Origin of the sequence: Bacillus sp. LNXM12-1 (genome assembly GCF_003004375.1) — a bacterium.
Taxonomy (GTDB): Bacteria; Bacillota; Bacilli; order Bacillales; family Bacillaceae; genus Bacillus.
This window is the reverse complement of record NZ_PVWX01000001.1, coordinates 1,158,528-1,184,431: the sequence shown is the minus strand read 5'-3', so window position 1 is coordinate 1,184,431 and position 25,904 is coordinate 1,158,528. Positions and strand designations below refer to the sequence as shown.

The following is a 25,904-nucleotide window of genomic DNA, read 5'->3' as shown; positions in this document are numbered from 1 at the left end:
CCTATAAAAAAACACAAGGAGGAAAGATCATGAAAAAAGGCGGTAGAAAGCCCACAAGAGCCGAAAGAAAGATTTTAGTGGTAAATGGGTTGAACCCACTTTATTGGCTCGTAGAAAAGAATCTGACGTCATCTGTACACGTTGTGCATAAAGAGGTCGGTCGCAGAAAGGAAATTGCAAAGTGAGTGCTACTAGAATCATTTTAGAACATGTCAATTTTGAATGGACGATTGTTGGCCTAAAACGTTTTCTTGATTACTGGTACGAAGGTAGGTCAATTGAAGAGATGGCGGAGTTATTTAACCGACCGTCAGAAGAAGTATTGCTTTTGATGATTGATTTCAGCAAACGAGGAAAGATCAAAGAGCGTCCGAACGGTGTCGGCGCAAATGAGCCTATATATATCAAAAAAAGCGCAATGAGCTACAAAAAAAGAGATTTACGCAGGCTGTTCGAACAACAACCGGTTTACTACGCTTGCCCACACAGCGATTTCATATGGGATGAAAAAGACATCATTTTATTTAGACAAATGTGGCAGGATCATGAGCCTATCAGACACATTGCAAACCGTTTGGCCCGCAATGTCGTTGAAATTCTGCTGCTGATTATAGACCAAGCTGAGTTAGGAAAGATCGAACCACGTAAAGGCGGCGCGCTAGGAAAGGAGTACAAGCATGAAAAGAAAAAGCATCCTGTTGCCATTTGAAAAAGCGACAGCACGCCAGCTGGAAGTCATTGCGAGATATGAAGAGTGTCCGAAACAGCTAAAGACAACAGCCATGCGCCATCTCAAAAAAAGAGGAGGCATCAAGTGATGAGCAGTGAAGATAGAGCGTTAATGATCGAGTGGTTGAGCCTTACTAATGTTGGTCGTGAATATTGCGAAAAACTATCAGACGAAGAACTCGAAAGAATCTATAATCTCAACGTGCCGCAGCGTGACGAATAAGAGGAGGTGGTCATATTGGAAACAGTAACGAATCCATACAAAGCAGGACCTGTGAAAGAGTGGGTTATGTCAGAGGATGAACTAGTAGCTTATAGGCAACAACATCCACCAAAACCATATAAAAAAAGACTCAGACGAATAGATTGGCGTTGGAAGCGCACAGATCAATCCGTCGAGTCTCAGCGGTAAGAATTCACATCAGTTCAATGTGAGTAATTAAACTTAGGAACCTTAATTATATCACATTGGAGTGAAGATTGTGAATAAACCGCAGACTATCTCATTAACAAAAAACGAGCCTTTCACAACATTAGTTGAACAAGGCAAGGTACAAGTGATCGTGCTGGACGGGATCAACAACACAGCGCATTACATAGAGGCTCCCGAACACGGTCACACAATCATCGAAACGATTAAAGGAAGTTTTGACAGAGTTAGATTTGATTTCAGTTATAAAACTAAACGATAGCAGGGGTTCTTCCCCTGCGAGGGAGGAAATACCGTGAATTTACCAAAACACGTTGAACTGTCACAGGCCGTCAAAGCCTGCAAAAATCAAGCGATGACGATTGATGATGCAGCTGCATATATAGGCGTGCCGAAATTTTTTGTACCAGTGCTTGCTGATAGTTGCCCTGATCTGATCATCGAAGGAAATGTAGTCATGGCAAAGCGTGAGTCAAACGGACCTGTCATCTTCACGCTGCTGGCTTTCATGTCCTTTATCGTGATCGCTGGGTTGATGAGCGGAATTGGATAATAGACAAGCAGGGAATTATTCTCCTGCTAGTCCAACGATAATTAAAGATATTGAATTGAGAGCAGTAATTAAAGATTGCAGCAAATCTTTGAAATATTTCGTAATTCTAGTGATTACATTTTCTCTATTAAGATTCATTTTTATCACCACCTTTTATAAGAATAAACATATTATACACCAAAACGAGAACTTGTGTTCGTATTTTTAAAAGTATTTAAGAATAATTAGGAGGAGAAGGTATGAACACCCAAAAAATAACTATTCCTGATCGTGACTCAAATGGTTGCTTGATCGGTTTTAGAGAATTAAATGTGCTTTGGGAATGCCCTACATGTGGATGCGAAATGTGCGAGCCTCAACTCACACAACATGCCGAAGATGGCTTTTATGGGAGTGTTCACACTTGGGAGAGCAAGTGCGGGCATGTAGCAAAATACGCAGACTTAAAGGAGATAAGCGGATGAAGCTCAATAAAAAGCAACAGCGGCAAATCATTGAGCGAATGAACGACTTTGGAGAAAGAGGAGTTCGTTCGAATGGAGCGGATAAAGAAGCTGTTGCCGGAATGGCCACTCTTATTTGGATGCTGCAGGTCTTAAATATCGATACTGAATCATTAAAGGAGGAAGCACGATGAACGAAAATAACCCGATTATCTATTCAGTCATTGAGAAATTGCATAAGCAGCAGGAAAAAGGCCTGCAAAAGTACGGGGGTGAGGTCAAAACCTCTTCCTACGACTTAAAAGGCTGGTTGCAACATGCGCAGGAAGAAGCGATTGATTTTGCGACATACCTAGAAACAGCCATTCAAAAATTAGAAGAACAAGTTAAAAGCAAAGAGGAAATGAAGTTTTATGAGGTGAACGAGCCGTATTACGCACTGATCAAAGCGAAAAACGATGAAAATGCTGTGACAATCTATACTGATGTTGTCGCTGATGATGATGGCGCATTGTCAGAAGAAATAACCGAAGTTACAGAAGCATATGCAGCAATCATGTACAGCCGAGTAAATGGAGAGGACAACAATGTGATCCCGGTCAAAGAAGTGCTTGAGCATTTAACCAACGAAGAAGAAATGGTGCTGATCATTGACGGGAGCCTGCTATGAAGAAATCACATGATATCATTCGAGTTCAACTTTTCGATAGAGGCTTGCCAGTTGAAGAAAACTTCTTCTTATACATCGAGAATGCCCAAAAATGCTTTGACCAACACATAAAGGATCATTCTAATGATCTAGCTTCAAAAGAGGATTTACACGGGTCAGAGCCATTAAAAATAAACACAAAAATTAACGGTAGAGACAAGGAAGCCACAATGCACGTTTGGAACAAAGTTTCTTCTGAACATGAAGAATACGATATTGAACCGATGTCCGTTTTGCTGGAATTCATAGAAGCTGGGGATTGAAAGGGGAATGATGATGAAAAAACTACTAATCACACTAACTATTATTATTGCGGCGGTGCTTTATGCGCCGTCTGCTGCGGCAGTAACGAGCGGTTATAAATCAATTGGAGGGCATACAGTCAGCGTATCAACTGACGCCAATTCATACACACCGAGAGCCAAAAGCATTGATGTCACAGCACGCAAAACAGGCAATGAAACAGTATACTACCGCTTCACGCTTCAAAAGAAGGTGAGCGGCAAATGGAAAGATCAGCGATTCAGCTTGGTTGGATCATTTAAGAACACCACACCAGCAAAAGAGTTTTACATCGTCAATCATACTGCTGGCACGCATCGTATCAAAATGACGATCTACAAAAACAGCAATTGGACGGGCGTTAAGGGCTACATCTACACGCCAGCTTTCGAGGTGAAATAAAATGTTATAATTAAATCAAAAAGGATTGTTTTAGATGGAATTGTTAAAAACTTTAATTTTTGGTTTAATTTCTACAATTATTACTAGTTTTTTGTTTAAATTCTTAGATAGAAAAGAATATAAAAACAAAGTTGAAATTGCAAATTCAGAGTTAATTAAAACGCTGAAATACTTTATTTCAGAAGGAGAAGCTTTAAATATTCCGTTAATTGAAACCCTGTGTATTTCGTATTCACAATCATACAAAATAAAGAGCAGAGATATGAATAAGGTAGTGGATGTGATTAATCACCTTATCAAAGAAGTTTTTGAGACAAGTTTTTTATCAAGTTCACAAAAATCAAAAATATCAGTAGAACTATTAGAATTGAAAGAATTAAGTTTGAAATCCAACCATTTGGATAACTTAAACAATGAGGATAGCGATGATACTGAAAAAAGTATTCCTACAATTTTCACTTGGGCGATTGGTTCATTTATTACTTTCTTTATTACAGCGTTTATTTTAGAATTTTTAAATTTCAAACTTAACTTTCTCAAGGATGATAATGATAATTATTCATTAATTCTTTTAACGATTTCTGCCGTGATATCTTTCATAATAATGATGGCGACAATATTTACTCCTAGAAAAAATCCTAGAAAAAAATAAGTCCAAGACGGAGAGCCTGCGGACACTGATCAACGCCTTTTACGGGTGCTGGTTGGTGTCCGTTTTTTATTTGTCGGAAAGGAGCAGCCATGAAGAAGGAAAAGCCCCAAAAAAAGCCGCAGGAGCTTACAGAAAGAGAGATACGGGAGCTTATGGGGCAATACATGCAAAGACTGAGAAGAGCCAAAGGTGGGGCAATGCGCAGAAAATAAAGGGGGAATTATCATGAATCAAACAAGTTTAGACATTCCGCAGATCGACGAGGAAAAAACTAGAGCAAAGATGGAAAGAATGCTAGAAAAGTATAAAATGTTAAGGCTTCAAACTCCAGAAGACTTTCTTCCGAAGATCACAACAACTTACATGATTACGCCGCCGAGTTTTTCTAATCAGTTCCACTCTTCCACAGAAAAAGCAGCGCTTAAAAAAATGGATTGGGAGATTGAGCGGGAAAAATATATGAAGCGAATTGAGAGGGGCATTAATCGTCTAACGCAAAAAGAGCGGCGCATATTAGTTATGCTCTATATGCAGGATGAAGAAATGTATGATTACGAGATTTACGCTGAAATGGGACTCAGCCAAAGGAATTATTATCGTGTTAAAAATAAAGCATATTATAGACTGGCCTTTGCTTTGAGAGAAGAAGTGTACAAGTAGGGGGATAAATCATGAATTTTGTTCAGCCGATAAGGGACCTTGATCAGATCCATTATATTAAGAAATATCTTGGAGAGCGGAACAAACGAAACCTGCTGCTTTTTGTGGCTGGAATCAATTTAGGCTTGAGAATATCTGATCTGTTGCAATTGAGAGTGAAAGATGTAAGAAAGCAATATGTGTCGCTAAGAGAACAAAAAACAGGTAAAGAGAAAAGAATCAAAATAAACAAGACGCTACGAAAAGCGATAGATCAATATATTAAAGACAAAGATGATCAAGAGTATCTTTTTAAAAGTAGAGAAGGACTCAACAAACCAATCAGCCGCAGCAGTGCATACAATATTTTGAGAGAAGCGGCGGAGTATGTGGGCCTTGATAGTATAGGGACGCATACACTTCGAAAAACGTTTGGCTACTGGCATTATAAAAAATTTAAAGACGTGGCTCTGCTACAGGAATTATTAAATCACTCAACACCTGATGTTACATTGCGATATATAGGGATCACACAAGATACAATGGATAAAACTATGGACAGTTTTGGCCTATAATATTTAGACTTCTTAAAAGGTTAAAATTAATACAATATTCGTCGATATAAAATATAAAAATTCAGGAGTGTTTTTGTTGGACGAATGGAAATATCATTTATATCAACCTGAACCAGTTTCAGAATGGCTAAACGAAGCAATAATAGTGATAGATACTAATGTTTTGTTAGCAGCTTATCAATGGAGAGAAATCACAGTTAATGAAGTACTTCAAGTGTTAGAAGGAATTAAAAAAGAGGGAAGGCTTAGAATCCCTTTACAAGTAATAAAGGAATTTTCAGAAAATAGACCGAAACAAATTAAACAAAGAATGAATGATATTGATTTAATAATTTCCAAACACCAAGCTGATACAAAACCAATTATGGAACGTCTGCCTATGTTACAGACCAAAGATAATTCAACGTTAGCGGTCGAAACTCTTAGAAAAAATTATAACGAGGCTCTGAAAAAATATAAAGATGAACTTGGAGCGCTTAGGGATCAATTAAAAAGGCTATTTATAAAAGATCCATTTTTGAATAAAGTAATCAAAATAAGTGAGGAGTCAGTTATTTCATCTGATAAAAAAATAGCTGACTTGTTACAAGAAGCGAATCAACGTTACAAGGATAAGATACCTCCTGGTTATAAAGATAGCACTAAAGAGTCTAATAGTGCAGGTGATTTTTTAATATGGTCAGCGATTCTAGAAATAGACAATGACGTTGTTTTTGTAAGCGGGGATATAAAAGAAGATTGGGTTTACTCGGAGAAGAATGGTAGATCTATTGTGGCGAGACGTGAACTAACCCAAGAATTTTTCAAGAAAAATGGAAAGAGATTTGCTCATATCACACCAAGGGAATTAGTAGATTATATTAACCCTTCTGTAAGTGACACAATTAAAGAGGATTTAGAGAAATATAAAGTTTCAGTAAGAAAATCAACTTATATTGAATTTTGCGAATTGTTTAGTAGGATACAAGAGAAATTAGTTCAACTTTGTGAAGGACATGATATTGGTTATGATAGAAATTTTGAATTTGAATATATACAACAGAAACTGTTTAGGCATAACATAATTTCTCAAGAGGTTTGTGAGAAGATAGATATGATAACGAATATAATAGAGACTGAATATCAACTTCACGATTCAAGTGTTTATGAGGTTGCGCATAAACTCGCAAGAGAAGCTAGTGATGATCTCGATTTTGGACTTGAATTATTAAAATTAATAACACAGGAAAAATGAACATTATAAAAGAATAATCAAAATGATACTCACCTGTTTGATTGAAGGTGGGTAATTTTTTCATTCTTTTAATCAGTTTGACAAAATGAGAAAATGTCCAACTCATTTTAAGGAAATAGTTGTAAAGCAAGAGGGGCAAAGGATTCAGCGATTCCTTGAGTTAGACACAATAATAGATATGGCTAATTGATGGATTATGTGGATAATAGAATATATGAATAATTTGGATAAGGAAGGGATAATATGCGTCATTATGAAAATGAAAGATGGATAAACACTGTGGCTATGGAGGGAGAAAGGTTTAGCTGTGGTTACTGTAATTCTTTAACTGCACCAAATTTTGGATATATAACTAGTGAATATAATATAAGTGAGTATCATGTTGTACCTAGAATACTTATATGTCCAAATTGTAATAAAGCTACATATTTAGATGAATTCAACCAGCAATATCCTCCGGCAAATAGTATGCGCAATATCAAACACCTTCCAAGTGATGTACAAGAATTATATAAGGAGGTTTGTGATTCTTATTCAGTCCATGCTTATACAGGTGCAAGTATTCTAGCTAGAAAAATGATTATGAATGTAGCGATTGAAAAAGAAGCTAAAAAAGGCAAAAATTTTGTGTATTATGTTGAGTTTTTAGTGGATAATGCTGTTGTTCCTAAAAGTACAAAAAAATGGCTTGATGCGGTTAGGGAAAACGGGAATGAAGCAGCTCATGAAACACAAAAATCTTCAAGGGAAGATACTGAAAAAATAATTAATTTTTTAGAAATATTGTTGAGATCAGTCTATGAATTTGAGGGTGAGATATAGACACTTTATAAATGGCATATTTTTGGCACGATTTTGGCAAAGCATTTTGTCTGAGAGCGGTTATGATGGTATTAGTGATAAATTGAGAGCGGCTTCTATTATAGAGGCCGCTTTTTCGTTCGACAAATTCCGCAGAGTATAAAATTCCTCACTTATGAGTCGATATAAAAGAGAATAAAAATATTCATGGATGTTTATAGGAGGACTTTTGCATGCCACTAAAAAAACCCAAGTTGCGTAATACATTAACAAACATAAGTATAAAAGGCTATAAATCAATTTATCATGAACAGGAAATTGAATTGAAACCCTTAACAATTTTAGTAGGTACCAATAGTTCTGGGAAGTCTAGTTTTATTCAACCTATTTTATTATTAAAACAAACTATTGAAGAAAGTTATGATCCAGGAGCTTTATTACTAAACGGCCCTTTAGCGAAATTTACGAATTTTGAACAATTGCTACATAAATCAAAGGATAATAAAGCTGAAGATTTTGAAGTAGGCTTTAAAGTTGATAATAAGCATACATGCAAATTTACATATGCTAAGACCAATGATGAATTAATTGTCAAAAACGCAACATATATCACTAAACTTAAGAAAGGCAAGGATGGCGAGCCAAGATATGACCACGTAAGCATTGATTATGATATGACTATCGAAGAGATGCGAGAACAAATACCTAGTAGAGTTTATAAAATGATTGATGAGCATCTGGAAACTCAAAAAGAAAAAACACATTTACAGGTAAAAAGAAATAGGTGCTTTATTAATCTAGAACTGATTTTTGATCTCGATGAGAATTTAAAAAGAGGAATTTCTTTTCCAGGATTACCACGTCCAGAGTTAGTTATCAAGAATCTCATTCACTTACCAGGTTTAAGAGGGAACCCGGAAAGAACTTATCCAGTTACAAGCCTTAACCGAAAAAATGATTTTGTAAATCTTCCTGGTAAGTTTGAAAGATACGTAGCTAGTATATTAAATATGTGGAAAAATGAAGATAATGAAAAAGCTATTGAAGTCGAAAAATATTTGGGGATGTTAGATTTAACAAACAAAATTGGTACAAAAAAAATAAATGACACTCAAATAGAAATAAACGTAAGCACAAATCTGGATGATGATGAGGATAATTTTGTAAATATTGCTGATGTTGGTTTAGGGGTATCTCAAACTTTGCCAGTTTTGGTTGCGTTAGTCTATGCTCAACCAGGACAAATTGTTTATATTGAACAACCTGAGATACATTTACACCCTAGAGGACAATATATTTTTTCGAAGATAATCCAAGAGGCTGTCTCTCGAGGAGTAAGAGTTGTTATCGAAACTCATAGCTCTTTGATAATTAAGGGTATTCAAACTGAGGTAGCGAATAAAAAAATCAATCGTGAACATGTAAGTTTAAATTGGTTTAGAATGGTGAACGGTGAAACGCAAGTTGAAAGTACAGAACTAGATTCAAATGGTACTTTTGGTGATTGGCCCTTAGACTTCTCCGACGTTGAGTTAGAAGCAGAAATTAAATTTATTCAGGCTGGTGATTTTTAAATGGCAGAGTGTTATATCATAGATGCGTGTGTGTTAACTTCTGCTTCACCAAAAACTGAAATTTCTAGACGTGTAGCAGATTTTTTAGAGATTTTTTTACAAACCGAAAATGAAATTGGTATGACTGAAGATCTAAAAAAAGAATGGTTTGATCATCAATCAACTTTTACAGCAAAGTTTTATTCTAGGCTATATAATAAAAGAAGAATTATTGAAATTCCTGATCATGAAACAGTTGAGAATCTTCGTCTGAAAATACACAGCATTAAAGATAAACAGCGAGTTATGGCAACCTTAAAAGATATGCATCTATTGGAAGCTGCTATTCTAAAGGATAAGTTCATAATCTCTCTCGATGATAAGGCTAGAAATAACTTTAATCATTTTTATAATTGTATTCCGGGTATATCAGATGTTTGTTGGCTAAACCCCTCTAATAAAAAAGAAGAGCCGATAAAATGGCTCTTAAGTATAGAAAAATATGATCCTTCTAGGTTTATTATTAATTATTCTGAAGTAGGTGTTTAAAAAAACAACTTTTTAATTAAAAGAATAAAGTAGAACGGAATATAGGTAAACCACAAAGTAGCATCCTTCGGGGTGCTTTTTGTTTTGGGGAGGAAACCAAATGAAAAAACCATTAAAGCCATGCAATGAACTCGGGTGTCCTAAACTAACGCGCGAAGGATATTGTGAGCAGCATAAGACATCGAAGCCTTCATACGACCTGCACCGTGAATCATCTGCACGTCGTGGATATAATAGCCGATGGCGTAAAGCGCGTAAAGGTTATTTAGTAAAGCATCCGTTGTGTCAAACTTGCATGCTACAAGGCAAACGTATTGTGGCCACAGTAGTAGACCACATCAAACCGCATAAGGGAGATAAAAAATTGTTTTGGGATTCTTCTAACTGGCAGCCGCTGTGTGCGTCCTGTCACAGTAGGAAGACCGCTAAAGAAGATGGAGGGTTTGGAAATGGATTATAAAAAATGCACATGTGATCACTGCGGAACAATCTTCATAGTTAAATACTGTTCTAGGATTATGAAGGTCGGCCGTGGAATCAAACGTCACTTTCTTGTATGTCCAGGGTGTAAAGCTGAGTACACATCCTACTATACAAACGCTGAAATCAGAAAGCAGCAAAACAAAATCAGAAAGCTGTACATTGCCATTCGAATGACGAGGAACAAAAGTTTACTTGATCAACATTATAAGAAAATGGATTCAATACGAGCAGATTTAGAAAGAGACATGAATCAGCTTCGCGTTGATGTTGAAGGCACCCCCCAGGGTTAAATCCCTAGAAACGATTTGCCGTAGACCGCGTCTCCCTCAACATTGCGAGAAATTCCCTAAATGAAATTTTGAAAGGAGGTGAGAGGATGGCGAGGCCTAGACAACCCGTAGATTTATTGTTGGTAAAGGGCAAGAAAAACCTTACCAAGAAAGAGATTGAGCAAAGAAGGCAACAAGAAGTAAAGGCGCCAAATGATAAAGTAAAAGCACCAGCATATTTACCAAAAGACTTAAAAAGAGAATTCAAAAAGATAGCGGACGAGCTCAAAAACATCGGAATCATGACAAATTTAGATGTAGATGCGCTTGCCCGTTTTTTGTTTGCTCGAAAACAATATTTACAAATAACAGAAATCATATTAGATACGCCGATTACAGCACTTACCGAAAATTCAGATGGTGAAAAATTTGAAATTGCGAATCCTGCCTATGGTGATCTTCTAATAAATCAAGACAAACTGTTTAAACAATGCAGACAAGCATCAAGTGATCTAGGATTAACCATTTCCTCTCGCTGTAAACTTATGATCCCTAAAAAGGATGACAAGCCGAAGTCAAAAGAGGAAGAACGCTTTGGAGGGCGCATGTAATGAAAGAGATGACAGCGGAGCTTTTAATTGAGCGCGTATGGTCATATTGCGAAAACATCCAAACAGGGGAAATAAAAGCTGGGAGGAAGCACAGGCAAGCTGTTCAAAGATTTACCAGAGACGTAGAGCGGTTAGCCGACGAGGATTGTCTGTATTATTTTGACGCCGAAGCAGTCCTTGATTTTTATGAATGGGCCAAGCAATTTAATCATGTCGAAGGGATATTAGCTGGTAAGCCGATTGAACTGACAGACTTTCAGTTATTCATGGCTGCTAATATCTATGGATTTTACAAAAAGGTCAATGGTGCCAGACGTTTTAGGAAGGCTTACATCCAGTTAGCGAGAAAAAACGCGAAATCACAATTGCTGGCTATCATGGCTTCGTATGAGATCTTCCCAACTCAAGAAAAACATCGTGTGTTTATTGCTGGTTGGTCAAGGGAGCAGTCAGATGAAGTCTATCAAGCAATCCTTGAGCAACTACAGCACGCACCTATTTTAGAGGGGAAATACACAGACGCTAACGGGCAGGTCACAAAATACGCAACAAATTCAATTATCAAACCGTTATCCCGTGAAGCCCGAAAGGTTGGAGACGGAAAAAACCCATCACTAGGGATAGTCGACGAATATATGTCTCATGAAACAAGTGAAATATATGATGTTATTGATAGCGGTATGGTAGCCCGTCGTAGCCCTTTGATGATTATCATTACTACTGCAGGTTTCAACTTGAACGGGCCGTGTTTTAAAGAGTATCAGTATGTTTCCAAGATTCTTGATCCCGACATTGAAATTGAAAACGATGATTATTTTGTTATGATCTGTGAGCTTGATCCCGAGGACGATATAAAGGATGAGTCGAATTGGATTAAGGCAAACCCGATTGTAGCAACTTACCCGGAGGGGATGGAATCACTAAGGGCAGCGTTAAAAGTTGCATTAGATGTGCCTGAAAAGATGAGAAGTTTCCTTACAAAAAACATGAATGGATGGGTCGACCAAAAAGACAATGGCTACATGAAAATGTCTAAATGGCGGGCCTGTCATGGTGAAATACCTGATTTAAAAGAAATGGCGATCTATCTTGGTTTAGATTTATCTATGACAACGGATTTGACTTCTGTCGGGTGGGTTGGTGTTCTTGATGGTTTTTATTATGTCGGCCAGCATTCCTTCATTCCAGAGGAAAAGGCAAAAGAGAAAATGGCTACTGATAAAGTGCCTTATGATTTATGGCGCGATCAAGGTTGGATGACATTCACACCAGGGGAGGCTGTTGACTATCAATTTGTCGAAAGATGGATCATTGAATTTGCTCACGTCAACAAATTGAGGGTCATTGAAGCTGCTTACGACAAATGGAATGCGCTGCACCTTGCACAACGGCTTGAGAGTAAGGGATTTAATATGGTTGAGCTGCCGCAAAGGATTCAACATCTTTCTTTACCGACAAAGGACTACAGACAAAAGGTATATGAGGGCAAGGTCATTCATGGGAACGATCCTCTTTTAACTTTTGCGTATAACAATGCAATCATTAAACAAGACGCGCAAGAAAATATCATGTTAGACAAAGCGAAATCACCGCAAAGAATAGATCCAGCTGCAGCAGTGATGAATGCTTTTGCTAGGGCCATGTATCACAATATGGGCGCGAGTGTTAACTTAAACGATCACTTTTCAGGAAATTTCAGTTTTTAGGATGTGAGAGAGTGAAAAAATTTATTGTTCTTCTGAAATTAATATTAAACGACTTGCTGTTTATTGGAGGGTGCATCTTTATTCTGCTGGCAGCGTATCGGATAAATACAAACATCGGTCTATTTCTGACGGGTGTATTTTTTATGTTTTATGCCTACCTGCTGTCAAGTCACGCGCGGCAGAAAGAGAGGTGAAAATAAATGTTTATAGACAAGTTTTTTGAAAAACGATCCGACTCAACAACATTAGACGGTTTCAGTCAGCTGATCAATCTATTCGGAGGTAGAGAAACGGCAAGCGGTGAAAGAGTCAGTGAAAGCAATTCGCTTGTGCAGCCGGACATTTTTGCATGTGTCAATGTCTTGTCTGACGACATCGCAAAGCTACCGATACACACATTTAAAAAAGAGAGTCAAGGAGTCAACAGAAACCCTAATCATCCATCTGCCTATGCAATCTACGCAAGGCCAAACCCGTACATGACAGCTTATGTGTGGAAAAAACTGATGATGACGCATGTCCTCACATGGGGAAATGCCTATTCGATGATTGAATTTGGAGCACATGGTTTTCCTGAAAATCTTTATCCGTTACGACCAGATGCGACGAACGCATATATACATCCCGAATCAGGAATGCTTTGGTACCAAACCACTGTAAACGGAAGAATGACGGAACTATATGAACACCAAGTGTTGCACTTTAAAGGATTATCTACGGATGGCATACATGGCAAGTCGCCTATTGGGGTAGTGCGAGAGCATATAGGCGCTCAAGCAGCTGCAACGAAATACAACGCCAAGCTGTATAAAAATGAAGCCACGCCGCGAGGTATTCTAAAGGTTCCTTCTTTCTTGGATGAAAAGCCAAAAGAGAACGTCAGAAAAGAATGGAAACGGGTCAATCAAGGTGAAAACATAGCGATTATTGATAATGGTCTTGAATATCAATCTATTGCTATGCCATTACAAGAAGCGCAGTTTGTAGAATCTATGAAATTTAACAAGGCACAAATTGCCATGATTTATAAAGTTCCGTTGCACAAGATCAACGAATTAGATAAAGCCACATTTTCAAATATTGAGCACCAGTCCATCGAATACATGAAAAACACCTTGCAACCCTGGATCGTGAATTTTGAACAAGAATTAAATATTAAATTGTTCACCGACAATGATCAGAAATCCGGTCATTATGTAAAATTCAATGTTGATAGTGAGCTGCGCGGCGACAGTAAAACTCAAGCAGAGTATTTCAAATTTATGATCGAATCAGGAATATTAAATAAAAATGAGGTTCGCGACTTGATGGAAAGAAACCCTATCGAGCATGGCGACAAATATCTTGCAAGTCTCAATTATGTATTCCTTGAATTCATGGAAGATTATCAACGCTTAAGAGCTGGATCAGCCGTGAAGGGAGGTGACAGCAAGAATGAGTAAAGAAAAAGAAGTGCGGCTGCTCACGACGCCAATTGAGATCCGTTCCGATGGTGAAGGACAATCCGAATATGTGGAAGGCTATGCTTTGAAATTTGAAAAATGGTCCGAGCGTTTGGGATGGTTCAAGGAAATCATAAGCAGGAACGCTTTAGAATCTACCGATCTATCAAACGTCGTGGCACTGTTCAATCATCGAGAAGATTTTCCTCTAGCAAGAAATACCGTTTCAGGGGAGTCAGGACGGCTTGAACTAGAAATAGATGGCATAGGTCTTAAATTCAGATTTAAACCGTCAGACACGTCATATGCGCGCGATCTCATGGAGAATATACGCAGTGGCGTTATTAATCAATGTTCTTTTGCCTTTTCTTTGGATTACAACGGAGGCGAACCCGACGAATGGAGAATTAACGAAAACGAGGACTTATACGAACGAAGAATAAACAACATTCACCGCATTTATGACATATCTCTTGTAACGACACCTGCGTATAGCGATACCGAAGCTGTGGTAGGTGCCCGCAGCTTAGAGAGAGTAGAGGAAATGAAAGAACAACGAAGCGCACCAACAGATGAAACTTTAAAAATTGAATTGGAACTATTAAGCCTTGATCTTCCCGAATAAGGCTTTTTTGCGTTCTATGAGGAGGAAAAATAAAGATGACAAAAAAAGAAATTGAACTGCGTCAGCAGTTTACACAAAAGAAAGAAGATGCTGATAAAGCACTAGCAGAAGGAAAAACAGAGGAAGCGCGCCAGCTTCTCGATGAAGTGAAAGAGCTTAAGAATCAAATTGAATTGATGGTAGAAGGAAGATCACTGAACGTGCCCGATTTACCTGGCGGTGAAAATTTTGTGCCTGAGCAAGAACGTAACCCGGAGGGACGAAAAGGAGCCGAAGGGGATAAAGAAGAACGTCAAAAGAAATTCACCAAGTTGTTCATGAAGTCTCTTCGAGGTAAATCTTTAACACATGAAGAACGTGAATTCCTAGAAAACCCTGAATTCAGAGCGATGTCAGGAAAAAATGAAGAAGATGGCGGAATCCTAATCCCCGAAGATATTTCAAGAACTATTAAAGAGTTAAAGCGGGAGCAATTACATCAACTTGAGCAATATGTCACGGTCGAGCCGGTTGCAACCCGTTCAGGTAGTCGTATGCTTGAAAAAAATGGAGACATGACACCATTCCTAGACATTGAGGAAATGGAAAACATTCCAGAAACAGATCAGCCTAAGTTTACAAAACTATCATATACAATCACTGACTATGCTGGGCTTTTACCACTTTCAAATACATTGCTGCAAGATACAGATCAAGCGATCATGACATATGTCGCGAAATGGTTCGTTAAAAAATCAGTCGCAACAAGAAACTCTCTTATCTTGGCTATCCTTGATGGTTTGAAAAAGGTCGAATTTAAGGGCTTGGATGACATCAAAAAGACTTTAAACGTTACGCTTGATACTGCCATTTCTGCTGGGGCGATCATCATGACAAATCAAGACGGCTTCAACTATCTTGATCAATTGAAAGACGCGGACGGCAAATATCTACTCAAAGACATTCCATCCGAGCCGACAAACAAAATGCTGTTTGGTCGCCGAGTGGTTGTGATCTCAAACAAAGTCTTGAAAACAAAAGCAGGGAAAGCACCTGTAATCGTTGGTGATTTAAAAGAGGCAGTTATCTTATTTGATCGTCAGCAACAGTCTATCGCCTATACGAATCTTGCAGCAGGATCGTTTGAGACAAACACAACGAAAGTACGAGCGATTGAACGTGAAGACGTTGTGGCTTGGGACAAAGAAGCGGTAGTATACGGCCAGTTGTCAATTAGTGAGTAAAAAAAAGAGGTGAATAAGTCATGCGAGTGACAAAAAATTACACCACTGACGGCGGGGATCGAACTGTCATCGGTGGTGTTTTAGAATTTGCAGGCGGAAAAATCGTCAAAGACGGCGAGGAAGTGAGTGTAGGAGGCGGCGGATCAGCAGCACCAGGAAGCGTGACACATGAAATGCTTGCTGAAAAAGCTGTCCGTTCGGCAAACATCGGGACAGGGAGCGTCATGCCGGAGCATCTTAACTCATTAATAGAAACTAGACTCAAAGGAATGGAAGACGAAATAAAAGAGCTGAAAAGCAAACTGAACAAAGAATAAACATTGGAAAGGAATTGATCTAACATGGCAAAAGGTTATCTAAACGAAAGTAATGGAGTCTTCACGTCCGCGGAGGCGGGCCCTGATGGTAAACCTATCACAGCAGTTACGGTGAAAGACAATAGCGAAGAAAATCCTCTTTATGTGAAGGGGTTAAAGGGTGATCCTGGTGAACAAGGCCCTCAAGGACCGAAAGGAGAAAAAGGCGATCCGGGAGAGCAGGGTCCAAAAGGCGACAAAGGAGATCCTGCAGTAATTGAAACGGGGTCTATTAAAAACGATCATTTAGCAGATAAATCTGTTAACTCTCGTACTATAGGCACTGGCAGTGTGATGTGGGAGAATCTTAATTCTGCAGTAAAAGACATGATCACCGAGTTACAGACGAGAGTCAATGAGCTTGAGGGTAAAGAAAATACTGAATAAGTAGGCGGTCTTCTATGGATTTAAAAATGCTGAAAGATGAATATTTAAAAATTGATACCGATCAAGATGACGCCTTGCTTAAATCCTTAATTACTGCAGCAAAGGGATATATCAAAAATGGTATAGGACGTTATGTGGAAGGAAATGCACAGTATGCGCTTGTAACAGGCATGCTTGTTGCTCATTGGTACGAAAATAGAGGGGTGTATGAGTCAGGCGTTTCCGGCTCAGCCATCCCTTTTACTATTCGGGATCAACTAACCCAACTTCGCTATGTGGAGGCAGAGGATGAAGAAGATAAGCGAGTTGAATCGTCGCTTAACCTTTCAAGTAAAGAAAAGGGTACAGGATGACGAGCTGAATTGGAATGAATCCTATGAAAATGTCTTTGAGACATGGGGTTCAATTGAAGGATTTTCCGGCACAAAATCAGATACGCTTGTTGCCGGTGCGTTAGGCGTTAAGTCACCAAAGAAAATAACAATAAGATACCGGGAAGACGTTACGCAAGATATGCGTATTCTTCATCGAACGGGAACCGATGACGCAGGAGAGCCAATATATCGCACTTTCGATGTAATGGATTTCAACGACATCGAAAATAAAAAGAAGCAACTTGAAGTCACATGCAATGAGGTCGGAGTAAATGGCTGATATGGATATTGATGGATTTGATGATCTAACGAGATTTTTCAACAAGATAGGTGACGATATCGAAAAAGCTGAAAAGATTGCTCTTAAAGCTGGCGGCGAGGTGATAGCAGAGCACCAAAAACGAAACGTGAATAAAAGTTCAAAAAATCAACCTCACATGGTCGATAACATCACGGTTTCAGCTGCAAGAGAATCAAAAGACGGTGAGCTGTTTGTATCGGTTGGGCCAAATAGAAAAGTCGCATACAGAGGACGCTTTTTAGAGTGGGGCACGTCTAAAATGCCGCCGCATCCATTCATCGAGAAAGCAAGAATCGAAGGGGAGGGACAAGCTGTGAAGATCATGGAAAGAATTATCACGGCGCCTATTAAATGAGCTTTGATGCAAAGAAGGAATTAAGTGCAGCGTTAATAAAAAACAAAGAGTTAAAGCAGCTTGTCACGGGTGGTTTTCATAATCTTGTGGCTGATGATGTGGCCGCATTCCCTAGGGTCGTATATTCAGAAATTACAGACAGGGACCAGGAATACAGAGACAACCAACCAGCTGCAAGTGAGGTTCGATTCCAGTTAAGCATATTTTCAAAAGCAGATTCGAGAATGAATGAAACAGAAATAGCGAAACAATTAGACCGTCTTATGAAAGGTTTAGGTTATGGAAGGTATGATTCCGTTGACCTTTACGAAACAGATACAAAAATCTTTCACAGAGGTATGAGGTACGTCAAAACATTTTTCTAGGAGGAAAACAGATGGGGAAAACAATCTACGGATTAGACATGTTTCATTATGCTGAGCTTATTCAGGATGATGACAAAGGACTCGAATATGCAAAGCCTGAAAGACTGCCAGGAGCTGTAAACGTTAAAGTCGATCCTAAATCAGAGCAGTCTAAGTTTTGGGCCGATAACGGCGTGTTTGATTCATTTAACAACATGGGTGACATTGACCTTGAAGCTGAAATAGCAGATTTACCTATTGAGGTACAAAATAAGATTTTCGGTCACAAGGTCGAAAATGGGATTTCTTTTGCCAGTTCTGATGATAAGGCGGTTTTCTTGGCATTCGGGTTTAGAGCGAAAACATCCACAGGCGGGCACAGATATTACTGGTTCTTGAAGGGGCTTCCTGAATTGCTGGGAAATGAACACAAAACTACCGAAGGGAAAGCCGATCCTGAAACACCAAAGTTTAAAGCAGACTTCATGACTCTTCAAAATAAGAAGGGAAAAAATCGTTGGAAGGCTCAAGCTGAATTCGATGAAGGCTTTGATCCGGATGAATGGTTTAAACAAGTTGTATACGACGGGGCGTCGTTTGCAAAAGGAAAAGATACAGAGGATTCCACAAGTTCAGTAGACATCGGAAAGGGCGTTTAATAACGCTCTTTTTTATTTTGTAATCGGGAGGCAATAACATGGAAGCGTTGACTATAGATCTACATTTAAACGGCAAGAAAAAGAAATTTTCCACACCTAGCTTTATCACAGGTGCTTTGTTTAGAACTGCGGTAGAAGTAACAGAAGACTTTGAATCAAATGATCCTGAAAGACTTTATACAAGTAGACAATCGGAGTTTATCTGTGAAGTGTTCGGAAACAAATTCACTGCAGAAGAATTTGAAAAAGGAATTGACTCACGCGTTTTAAGCAGAACAATCTACGCAACCGCAAACTATGTCATCGGAAATATCGTTGAAGCGAGCAATATCCTGAATCCTGAAACCGCAGAGGAAACAGAGCTGGGGGAGTAAGTTTGTCCGATGCTGTCCTTGATATGTATAACGCATTAGAGGACATTGGCTTTACTCAAAATCAGATAGACGAAATGGACATTGTCTATCATCTAAAACGCCTTGCACGCAGGAAAGAAGCGAGCAAGAAAAAGCCAAGTAAGAACGCTACAGCATCGGATAAACCTTTATACATTGATCAGATACCTGGACTGTAAAAAGGTGGTGAGGGATTGAGCAAAGACATTAAAGTAAAGCTGTATTCTAATTCGTCCCAATTTAATGGCGAAATGAAAGCAATTTCAACTCAAATGAAGAACATAAAGTCTGAGTTTGAGAAAAATCGGACTGCCGTTGGTGTGTGGGGCAATGAACTGAAAACGTCACAAACGAAAGTCAGAACCCTTTCACAGCAATTGGATCAGCATAAAATGAAAGTCAAAGCACTCGAAAGAGCGTATGCAGATTCAGCCATCAAGAAGGGAAAGGATGCTGAATCAACGCAAACCCTAGCCCGCCGACTGAACTATGCAACAGCTGAAATGAATAAAACGCAAAACGAGTTAACACAAACGACCAACAAAATTCAGAGGATGGAAGCTGAGATAAAAAGAACATCCTCATCGCTTTATAAGATGGGCCAAAGAATGAATACAGTTGGCAACACAATGAGAAGCAAGGGTGCTTCAGTAGCAATGACTACAGGTGTTGCTTTTGCTGGCTTGGTCCTCCCACTAAAAGATGCAGTGGAAGTGGGTATGGACTTTGAAAAGCAAATGAGTAAAGTCCAAGCTATTTCAGGTGGTACAGCTCAAGAAATAAAAAAGCTAGAAAAGCAAGCAATGGATCTTGGGGCGACAACTGTCTTTACTGCCAGTCAAGCAGCTGACGCACAAAGCTTTCTTGCGATGGCTGGTTTTAAAGCAAACGACATTTACGCAGCGATGCCAGGTATGTTGAACTTAGCCGCCGCAGGTCAACTAGATTTAGCAGCAGCGGCCGACATCTCCTCCAATATGATGCAAGCCTTTGCGATGAAGGCTGAGGAAGCAGGTCACGCTTCGGACGTTATTGCATACGGCGCAGCTAACGCAAACACCAACGTAGAGCAAATGGGAGAGGCTATGAAGTTCCTTGCGCCTAACGCCAATTCACTAGGTTGGGGCCTTGAAGAATCAGCGGCCGCAGTCATGGCATTTGGTGACGCAGGTTTACAAGGTTCGATAGCAGGTCAAGCATTTGGTACATCATTGATTCGTCTTGCAACACCTGCAAAAAAAGCTCAGAAGGTAATTGATAACTTAGGCTTCGCGTTTTTTGATGCGGCCGGAGATATGAAAAGCATGCCGGAAGTCGTTGCAGAAATGGAAAAGGGCATGAAAGGCATGACGAAAGAGCAGCAAGCCGCAACCCTTAAAACCATTGTGGGCGCTGAGTCTTATAAACATTGGGCCATTCTCTTACAAAAAGGCAGCAAGGCATTAAAAGAGAACACGAAGGCGCTAAAAGAATCAGATGGTGCTGCTCAAGATATGGCAGACACCATGCTTGATAATGCAAGAGGAAGTATTATCGCTTTTAATTCTGCAGTTGAAGGTGCAAAAATCAAACTGACAAAAAGTTTACTTCCTGCGCTTGGTAACCTAGCTGAAAAAGGAGCAGACATCGTTTCCATGTTTAACAAAATGGATTCTGCCACAGCTCAAACGGTTGCTAAAACTGCGTTGTTTGCTACGGGTGTATTGGGTGCCACAACAGCAGTCGCAACGCTCACAATGGGGATCGGTGCGCTCTTAGCATTTACGGGTCCAGTGGGGCTTGCCATTGTGGGGGGAACGGCTTTACTAGGCGGCATTGCTGTAGCGACATATGCGTATAATGAGCAGCTTAAAAACCAAAAGAAACAACAAGAAGAAGCGAAAGAATCGGCTCTTCTATATGGTGAGGGCGTTTCTAAAGCGACACAAAGAGCGGCCGGATCATATGTAAATCTACGTGAAAAAGCTACATCACAACTGTTTCAGTTAACACAGGTTTCAGGAAAAGAAGCAGAGAAGATGGCAAGCAATCTATTGACTACCTATCAAGAAATGTCTTCTTCTTTGATTAAAGAGCTAGAAGGGTTTAAGACAGATGCATTGGCCGTCCTAAAAGGCATTTTTGAGGACCAAGAAAAAGAAACAAAGAAAATCGGAGAAGATTGGTCCGATCAGATTGTCGGGAAAATTGATGAGGATGTACAAACAGTTCGTAAGAAAATGAAACAGCTTGAGAAGTTAAAGGAAGAGACAGGTTTCATATCATCAAACATGAATGCTTCTCAAAAGAAACAGTTTGAAAGTCTATTTTCATTCTATCAAGAGGCAACGAGTAAATTTGCGGCCAATCAAAAGGATGCTTTAGCTATCCAGCAGAGAGTTTCTGAGAGTCAAAATAAACTCTCTTTTAAAAATGCTAAAGACTATAACGATCAGATCACTAAGCTGTATAAGGAAGGTCAGGTGGCGGCAAAAAAAGATAGAGACTATATGTCTCAAGTAATGGATGAGGCTCTTGCAAAAGAAGTCATATCAGCTGCACAGCATAAGACTGCAATAGCAAAAATTAACGCAGACTATCAAGAAGATCTTGCTAAGAACCTAGAAATGCGTAAAAACAATTCAAAAGCACTATTTGATCAAATGGCTCAAGATGGAAAATTGCTGGACTTTGAAACAGGGAAAGCCTTGGAAAAACAAAAAGAATACTACATTAACTCTATGGGTATTTACAATGAGTGGGAAGAAACCGACGAGAAATACCAAGATCGATGGGCCGAAAAACAAGTAGCATTCTTACAAAAACTTGGAGATAGCAAAGAAGAAGCGTTAGAAAAAACGAAGCAGGCACTTATCGAGTTTAACGAGGGTCTAGGCTTTTCTGCAGAAGAATCAGCGAGTAAAGCAAACGAAGCGATCATAAATGCTGAAAATGAATTCAACCGTGCAACATCTGCCCGTGAATCAGGAAAGAAAATGGGCGATGAATTTGCAGACGGCTTAACAGCTGCCACGCCTAACACGTTAGCCAGTGGTACGATCCTTAAGCAGTCACTTGATCAAAAACTGCGAGAGGAAAACGGCATTCCTAGAATTGCAGGACGTGAAAAAGGTCAATCGTTTAGTGACGGTATTAATGCTTCAAAAGTCAGTGTATCAAACAGTGGAACAGTGCTACAGCAAGCACTTAGGCAAAAGTTAAGTGAAGGCAATGCAGGAGCTAAAACATCCGGCTCACAAAAAGGCCAATCATTTAGCGCAGGTATAAGCTCAACAAAAGGCAGCACAAGCACGGCAGCAAGCAGTGTAAACCAAACAGCGTTATCAAACCTAAACAAAAATACCACGCAAGCCACGCAAGCGGGTGTAACAAAAGGACAAAGTCACAGTTCAGGAATAACAAGCACAAAGGGCGCCAATACGTCTGCAGCATCATCCGTTAGTGCGTCAGCAACAGCCCAGCTTGCCAAAACCACTGACGGCGGAGGCGGGCAAAAAGCAGGGAATCAATTCGCATCGGGCATTCGTAGCCAAGCCGGAAACGCTAGTAATTCGGGTAGCACCGTAGCACAATCGGGAAAACAAGGCTTATCAAGTGTTAAAACAACTAGCACAGGTGCTGATTTTTCTAAAGGATTTGCTAACGGTATACGCAGCATGGGAGGTACAGGCGGGACAATTTGGAAAGCTGCTTGGACCATCGGTAAAGTTGCAATACGTTCACTGAAAGATTCCATACAATCAAAATCACCTGCAAAGAAGACCATTGCAGAAGGTGTGAACTTTGGCGATGGGTTTATCATTGGGCTTGGAGAAAAGGCGCAGGACGTGAAAAAGAGCACAGCAGCTATGGCGCAAGGTGCTATGACGTCCTTTAAGTCTGAAATTAATAGAATGGCGTTTAACATCCAGGGGGCAGCAGATGAAATAAACACAATGTGCGCTGAACTGACTGTGAGAAATGAGATTGATACGCCTGTATTAAACCAAAAGCTAGATGCCCTTATTAGTCTTCTATCAAATAATCTACAAACGAACAATGAAAGCGTAAGTGCTGCAGGGCAAACAATCAAAATCCATCCTGCACCTGTCATTATTGGCGGTGAGCATTTAGCAGACATCGTTTTTAATCAAGGAGACACATCCATACTGGATAAAAAGAGCGCTCAAAAGTACGAACAGAATGCATATAAAGGAGGGCTGAAAAGATAATGGATCTGTATTTTGATTTCAGAGACGGAATGGGGGAGCAACCTTTGTCGGGGTTACTGCCCTATTTTAAGTTGTTGAGTTTTGCACCTGATGCGCCCAGCACTGATAGAGAGCTTGTACAGTTAACCAGGTTTAACGGACTTGTACCGACGCAGCATCCGCGCGACATAGTGTACAAAGAAAGGTCTATCAAGGTTGAGATATTGCTTGATGCTAAAATCGCGGCAAACTTTTATCAGTATAGACACGAGTTTTATGATCTCGTTGTTCAGCCCTCCTGGTATTATATCTCATGTGATCTGCTTCCTGGGAGACGTTTTGCGGTTACGTGTGACGGAGGGTTTCAAATACCCAAAGACAAGCAAAAAAACCAGGTATCTTTTCAGGTGGATTTTAACAACATTACAGGGCTGGCAGAGTCAAAAGGCACGTCTTTAAGCGCTCAGAATTTTTCCGGCGAGAGATGGTTTTCAGGAATGGGTATCCAAAGGCGCGACGATCTGCAGTACCGATTTAAAAACAAAAAACGGTTTAGTGTTTTCAATCCCGGCGTTCCAATTAATCCACTGCAGCATGATTACAACGTTCTGCTAAACGCAAAAGGGAAAAACGTGACAATCATCAATCACACGAATAACGAAAGATTGAAAATAGAGACCGATCTGAAAAAGTCCCAGCAGGTTAGAAACCTGAAACAGTATACCGTTGTCGGTAATAAAAGATTGAAAACGTCGGGAAGGCTGCCGTCCTTAGATAAAGGTATGAATGAGTTTGAGATACAGAATACAAATGACTTTGAAATTGTATTCGATACAAGATTTTATTTTCCGTAAAAGGGGGTTGTCATGGCTGCAGCAGATTTTATAAAGAAACTAGCACCAGGAGCGCAGAAAGTATATAAAAAATATAATGTCCTAGCTAGCCTTGTCATTGCTCAAGGGTGCTTAGAAAGTGGTTTCGGATCCAGTGGTCTTTCTAAACAAGCCAACAACCTGTTTGGGATCAAAGGTACATATAACGGAAAATATGTACTAATGTGGACAAGCGAGCAAGATAAGAAGGGGAACGTTACAAGGATACAAGCTAAGTTTAGAAAATATCCATCATACGCGGAGAGCTTAGCTGATCTTGGAAGTCTATATACTCGTTTGAGTCGCTATAAAAAAGTGGTAGGTGAAAAAGATTACAAAAAGGCTACTGCGGCAGTTTCAAAAGCTGGATATGCTACTGATATACATTACCCGTCAAAACTCAACAGCATCATTGAAAAATACAATCTGACTAAGTACGATGGCGAAACCGTTCCCGATGTTCCAGAAGAACCAAGCGAACCTGAAACACCACCTAAACCGACATATCCAAGCAAGGAATATCAGGGTAAGGATGTAGAGTTAAATGACGGGCTACCTTCTGATATTGATTTTAGGCAGCTGCATGTCTCAACCAAAGACGGCAAAGAGCTTGTGGAAATTGTCGGCGCTGTGTTGGAGCTTCAAGACGATACAACAGGTAAGAAGAGTTTCACCTTTACCCTATTGCGGTCTGAGGATAACGGAACTGAATTTGATTTACTTGTTCCAGGGAACATACTGTATTTAGACGAGAAAGTATACAACCATCAAAAGTATTACATTACAGACATTGAGCTTGATCAAAGTAGAAAAAACGTGCTGCAGAAGAAAGTAACGGCCAACCATGTCTATACTGTACTTCTTGTAAATGACAGGGTCGAGGAAAAAACGTCAAAGAAACTGAACATCAAAGAAGCCTTAGACATTGCACTTGCGGATACACCTTTTCAGTATGTCCTGAAAGAAAAAGAATCATCATTTGATACCGTTGATCAAGATGGCTTCGGCGAAAAGAATAGAATCGAATTAATGGATCAGATTGTAGATGACTATGAAATAGAGCTTGATGTAAACAACTACGTCATCTATGTATATAAAAAGATGGGAAGAGTAGTAGATTACACTTTTGACAGCCGATACAATATGCCAGGCTTTAAGTTGAAGATTAATGATCAAAACACGTCAACGCGTGCATGGGGTTACGGTGCAGAAAAGAAAGAAAAGAAAGCTAAGAAAAGTGACGAAAAGTCAACCGATACAAAAACGAGCGAGGATGAAAAGGAGAAAGAGCCTGAATACGAATTCGAGCCTATCCTATACATTCATCCTGACGAAGATAAATTTTTGATCGAAGGTAAGCCGCGCTGGGGTGAGCCTATAAGAGATGACACAGTAAAAAAACCAAGCAACATGGTATCTGCTTTGAAAAAGCAAGTAAATCCATATCCTGACGTGGTTGTTGAGGCAGAGTATCAATATATCTATGAGCCAGCACTACTAGGAATAGAAGAGGATTTTTGGAAGGGTGACACTATACATGTTATTGCTGATACAGCAAACGGGATCACGTTTGAGGACGATGTAAGACTAGTGTCTGTAACCTATAACCCCCTTAATCCTTATGACAGTCCTAAAATGACTTTCGCTAACTTCCGAAAAGACATTCAGGACTATCAAGTAAGCCAGGCGCGGCAGATTAAACAGCAAAAAAGATATATAGACCAGTTGATGAGAACGCTCAATTAAGAGCGTTTTTTCTTTTGG

General features: G+C 39.5%; 38 protein-coding genes. All 38 read left to right on the top strand.

Annotated elements, in window-relative coordinates:
* The first annotated feature begins 29 nt into the window (after window positions 1–29).
* The 38 genes from C6Y07_RS18890 to C6Y07_RS06085 all read left to right on the top strand — a co-directional run bounded on the left by C6Y07_RS18890 (window position 30) and on the right by C6Y07_RS06085 (window position 25,886).
* Entirely contained in the window at window positions 30–185 is a 156-nt protein-coding gene (locus C6Y07_RS18890) for a DUF6906 family protein (protein WP_189318364.1), read from the top strand.
* Complete coding sequence (locus C6Y07_RS06250; RefSeq protein ID WP_106156419.1) at window positions 182–709, top strand: hypothetical protein; 528 nt, start codon at window positions 182–184, stop codon at window positions 707–709. The genes C6Y07_RS18890 and C6Y07_RS06250 overlap by 4 nt, the downstream gene beginning before the upstream one ends.
* Window positions 678–818 (top strand): hypothetical protein, encoded by a 141-nt coding sequence (locus C6Y07_RS18885; RefSeq protein ID WP_189318363.1) that lies wholly within the window; start codon window positions 678–680, stop codon window positions 816–818. The genes C6Y07_RS06250 and C6Y07_RS18885 overlap by 32 nt, the downstream gene beginning before the upstream one ends.
* Window positions 818–952 carry a BH0509 family protein gene (locus tag C6Y07_RS18800; protein ID WP_140352787.1) on the top strand — a complete coding sequence of 45 codons (135 nt, stop codon included), beginning with the start codon at window positions 818–820 and terminating at the stop codon, window positions 950–952. Before C6Y07_RS18885 ends, C6Y07_RS18800 begins: the two co-directional genes overlap by 1 nt.
* 15 nt (window positions 953–967) lie before the next feature.
* Window positions 968–1,141: a hypothetical protein gene (locus tag C6Y07_RS18880; RefSeq protein ID WP_189310180.1), complete on the top strand. Its 174-nt coding sequence runs from the start codon at window positions 968–970 to the stop codon at window positions 1,139–1,141.
* A gap of 61 nt (window positions 1,142–1,202) precedes the next feature.
* Window positions 1,203–1,421 (top strand): XtrA/YqaO family protein, encoded by a 219-nt coding sequence (locus tag C6Y07_RS06245; protein WP_411266288.1) that lies wholly within the window; start codon window positions 1,203–1,205, stop codon window positions 1,419–1,421.
* 33 nt (window positions 1,422–1,454) lie between these two features.
* Window positions 1,455–1,712 carry a hypothetical protein gene (locus tag C6Y07_RS06240; protein WP_106156415.1) on the top strand — a complete coding sequence of 86 codons (258 nt, stop codon included), beginning with the start codon at window positions 1,455–1,457 and terminating at the stop codon, window positions 1,710–1,712.
* A 460-nt stretch (window positions 1,713–2,172) separates the two neighbouring features.
* Window positions 2,173–2,349 (top strand): hypothetical protein, encoded by a 177-nt coding sequence (locus C6Y07_RS18875; RefSeq protein ID WP_156417738.1) that lies wholly within the window; start codon window positions 2,173–2,175, stop codon window positions 2,347–2,349.
* Complete coding sequence (locus C6Y07_RS19060; RefSeq protein WP_106156413.1) at window positions 2,346–2,825, top strand: hypothetical protein; 480 nt, start codon at window positions 2,346–2,348, stop codon at window positions 2,823–2,825. The genes C6Y07_RS18875 and C6Y07_RS19060 overlap by 4 nt, the downstream gene beginning before the upstream one ends.
* Entirely contained in the window at window positions 2,822–3,127 is a 306-nt protein-coding gene (locus C6Y07_RS06225) for a hypothetical protein (RefSeq protein WP_106156411.1), read from the top strand. The genes C6Y07_RS19060 and C6Y07_RS06225 overlap by 4 nt, the downstream gene beginning before the upstream one ends.
* Window positions 3,128–3,140: 13 nt before the next feature.
* Window positions 3,141–3,548 (top strand): hypothetical protein, encoded by a 408-nt coding sequence (locus tag C6Y07_RS06220; protein ID WP_106156409.1) that lies wholly within the window; start codon window positions 3,141–3,143, stop codon window positions 3,546–3,548.
* A gap of 34 nt (window positions 3,549–3,582) precedes the next feature.
* A complete protein-coding gene (locus C6Y07_RS06215) occupies window positions 3,583–4,200 on the top strand; it encodes a hypothetical protein (protein WP_106156407.1) in 618 nt (205 codons plus the stop codon).
* Between the two features lie 225 nt (window positions 4,201–4,425).
* Window positions 4,426–4,860, top strand: a complete 435-nt coding sequence (locus C6Y07_RS06210) for an ArpU family phage packaging/lysis transcriptional regulator (RefSeq protein ID WP_106156405.1) — start codon at window positions 4,426–4,428, stop codon at window positions 4,858–4,860.
* Window positions 4,861–4,871: 11 nt separating this feature from the next.
* On the top strand, window positions 4,872–5,414 hold the full coding sequence (locus C6Y07_RS06205; RefSeq protein WP_106156403.1) for a site-specific integrase: 543 nt from the start codon (window positions 4,872–4,874) through the stop codon (window positions 5,412–5,414).
* Between the two features lie 76 nt (window positions 5,415–5,490).
* Window positions 5,491–6,648: a PIN-like domain-containing protein gene (locus C6Y07_RS06200; RefSeq protein WP_106156402.1), complete on the top strand. Its 1,158-nt coding sequence runs from the start codon at window positions 5,491–5,493 to the stop codon at window positions 6,646–6,648.
* 243 nt (window positions 6,649–6,891) lie between these two features.
* Window positions 6,892–7,470: a DUF4145 domain-containing protein gene (locus C6Y07_RS06195; protein WP_017367785.1), complete on the top strand. Its 579-nt coding sequence runs from the start codon at window positions 6,892–6,894 to the stop codon at window positions 7,468–7,470.
* Window positions 7,471–7,682: 212 nt separating this feature from the next.
* A complete protein-coding gene (locus C6Y07_RS06190; RefSeq protein WP_017367784.1) occupies window positions 7,683–9,023 on the top strand; it encodes an AAA family ATPase in 1,341 nt (446 codons plus the stop codon).
* Window positions 9,024–9,551: a hypothetical protein gene (locus C6Y07_RS06185; protein ID WP_017367783.1), complete on the top strand. Its 528-nt coding sequence runs from the start codon at window positions 9,024–9,026 to the stop codon at window positions 9,549–9,551. It begins immediately after the preceding gene.
* Between the two features lie 100 nt (window positions 9,552–9,651).
* Window positions 9,652–10,011, top strand: coding sequence for an HNH endonuclease (locus tag C6Y07_RS06180; RefSeq protein WP_106156400.1), 360 nt, complete (start codon window positions 9,652–9,654; stop codon window positions 10,009–10,011).
* On the top strand, window positions 10,001–10,324 hold the full coding sequence (locus C6Y07_RS06175; protein WP_106156398.1) for a transglycosylase: 324 nt from the start codon (window positions 10,001–10,003) through the stop codon (window positions 10,322–10,324). The genes C6Y07_RS06180 and C6Y07_RS06175 overlap by 11 nt, the downstream gene beginning before the upstream one ends.
* A gap of 86 nt (window positions 10,325–10,410) precedes the next feature.
* Entirely contained in the window at window positions 10,411–10,914 is a 504-nt protein-coding gene (locus C6Y07_RS06170) for a phage terminase small subunit P27 family (RefSeq protein WP_106156397.1), read from the top strand.
* On the top strand, window positions 10,914–12,620 hold the full coding sequence (locus tag C6Y07_RS06165) for a terminase large subunit (protein ID WP_106156395.1): 1,707 nt from the start codon (window positions 10,914–10,916) through the stop codon (window positions 12,618–12,620). Before C6Y07_RS06170 ends, C6Y07_RS06165 begins: the two co-directional genes overlap by 1 nt.
* 11 nt (window positions 12,621–12,631) lie before the next feature.
* The gene (locus tag C6Y07_RS19055) at window positions 12,632–12,814 is read left to right on the top strand and encodes a hypothetical protein (RefSeq protein ID WP_106156393.1); all 183 of its coding nucleotides are present in this window, start codon (window positions 12,632–12,634) and stop codon (window positions 12,812–12,814) included.
* 6 nt (window positions 12,815–12,820) lie between these two features.
* A complete protein-coding gene (locus C6Y07_RS06155; protein ID WP_106156391.1) occupies window positions 12,821–14,062 on the top strand; it encodes a phage portal protein in 1,242 nt (413 codons plus the stop codon).
* The gene (locus C6Y07_RS06150) at window positions 14,055–14,687 is read left to right on the top strand and encodes an HK97 family phage prohead protease (protein WP_106156389.1); all 633 of its coding nucleotides are present in this window, start codon (window positions 14,055–14,057) and stop codon (window positions 14,685–14,687) included. The genes C6Y07_RS06155 and C6Y07_RS06150 overlap by 8 nt, the downstream gene beginning before the upstream one ends.
* A gap of 35 nt (window positions 14,688–14,722) precedes the next feature.
* Entirely contained in the window at window positions 14,723–15,910 is a 1,188-nt protein-coding gene (locus tag C6Y07_RS06145) for a phage major capsid protein (protein ID WP_106156387.1), read from the top strand.
* A 20-nt stretch (window positions 15,911–15,930) separates the two neighbouring features.
* The gene (locus C6Y07_RS06140) at window positions 15,931–16,227 is read left to right on the top strand and encodes a hypothetical protein (RefSeq protein ID WP_060832515.1); all 297 of its coding nucleotides are present in this window, start codon (window positions 15,931–15,933) and stop codon (window positions 16,225–16,227) included.
* A 24-nt stretch (window positions 16,228–16,251) separates the two neighbouring features.
* Window positions 16,252–16,653, top strand: coding sequence for a collagen-like protein (locus C6Y07_RS06135; protein ID WP_106156385.1), 402 nt, complete (start codon window positions 16,252–16,254; stop codon window positions 16,651–16,653).
* A 14-nt stretch (window positions 16,654–16,667) separates the two neighbouring features.
* Window positions 16,668–17,006, top strand: a complete 339-nt coding sequence (locus tag C6Y07_RS06130) for a head-tail connector protein (RefSeq protein ID WP_106156383.1) — start codon at window positions 16,668–16,670, stop codon at window positions 17,004–17,006.
* On the top strand, window positions 16,942–17,307 hold the full coding sequence (locus C6Y07_RS06125) for a phage head closure protein (protein WP_057079388.1): 366 nt from the start codon (window positions 16,942–16,944) through the stop codon (window positions 17,305–17,307). The genes C6Y07_RS06130 and C6Y07_RS06125 overlap by 65 nt, the downstream gene beginning before the upstream one ends.
* Window positions 17,300–17,683 carry an HK97-gp10 family putative phage morphogenesis protein gene (locus C6Y07_RS06120; RefSeq protein WP_106156381.1) on the top strand — a complete coding sequence of 128 codons (384 nt, stop codon included), beginning with the start codon at window positions 17,300–17,302 and terminating at the stop codon, window positions 17,681–17,683. The genes C6Y07_RS06125 and C6Y07_RS06120 overlap by 8 nt, the downstream gene beginning before the upstream one ends.
* Window positions 17,680–18,048: a tail completion protein gp17 gene (gene gp17 / locus C6Y07_RS06115; protein WP_106156379.1), complete on the top strand. Its 369-nt coding sequence runs from the start codon at window positions 17,680–17,682 to the stop codon at window positions 18,046–18,048. The genes C6Y07_RS06120 and gp17 overlap by 4 nt, the downstream gene beginning before the upstream one ends.
* Window positions 18,049–18,059: 11 nt before the next feature.
* Window positions 18,060–18,686 (top strand): major tail protein, encoded by a 627-nt coding sequence (locus C6Y07_RS06110; protein ID WP_106156377.1) that lies wholly within the window; start codon window positions 18,060–18,062, stop codon window positions 18,684–18,686.
* A gap of 38 nt (window positions 18,687–18,724) precedes the next feature.
* The gene (gpG, locus tag C6Y07_RS06105; RefSeq protein WP_106156375.1) at window positions 18,725–19,060 is read left to right on the top strand and encodes a phage tail assembly chaperone G; all 336 of its coding nucleotides are present in this window, start codon (window positions 18,725–18,727) and stop codon (window positions 19,058–19,060) included.
* Window positions 19,061–19,062: 2 nt separating this feature from the next.
* Window positions 19,063–19,257 (top strand): hypothetical protein, encoded by a 195-nt coding sequence (locus tag C6Y07_RS06100; RefSeq protein ID WP_106156373.1) that lies wholly within the window; start codon window positions 19,063–19,065, stop codon window positions 19,255–19,257.
* A gap of 15 nt (window positions 19,258–19,272) precedes the next feature.
* On the top strand, window positions 19,273–23,289 hold the full coding sequence (locus tag C6Y07_RS06095; RefSeq protein ID WP_106156371.1) for a phage tail tape measure protein: 4,017 nt from the start codon (window positions 19,273–19,275) through the stop codon (window positions 23,287–23,289).
* Window positions 23,289–24,122 carry a phage tail domain-containing protein gene (locus C6Y07_RS06090; protein ID WP_106156369.1) on the top strand — a complete coding sequence of 278 codons (834 nt, stop codon included), beginning with the start codon at window positions 23,289–23,291 and terminating at the stop codon, window positions 24,120–24,122. Before C6Y07_RS06095 ends, C6Y07_RS06090 begins: the two co-directional genes overlap by 1 nt.
* 12 nt (window positions 24,123–24,134) lie before the next feature.
* Window positions 24,135–25,886, top strand: a complete 1,752-nt coding sequence (locus C6Y07_RS06085) for a phage tail protein (protein ID WP_106156367.1) — start codon at window positions 24,135–24,137, stop codon at window positions 25,884–25,886.
* Window positions 25,887–25,904 lie beyond the last annotated feature (18 nt).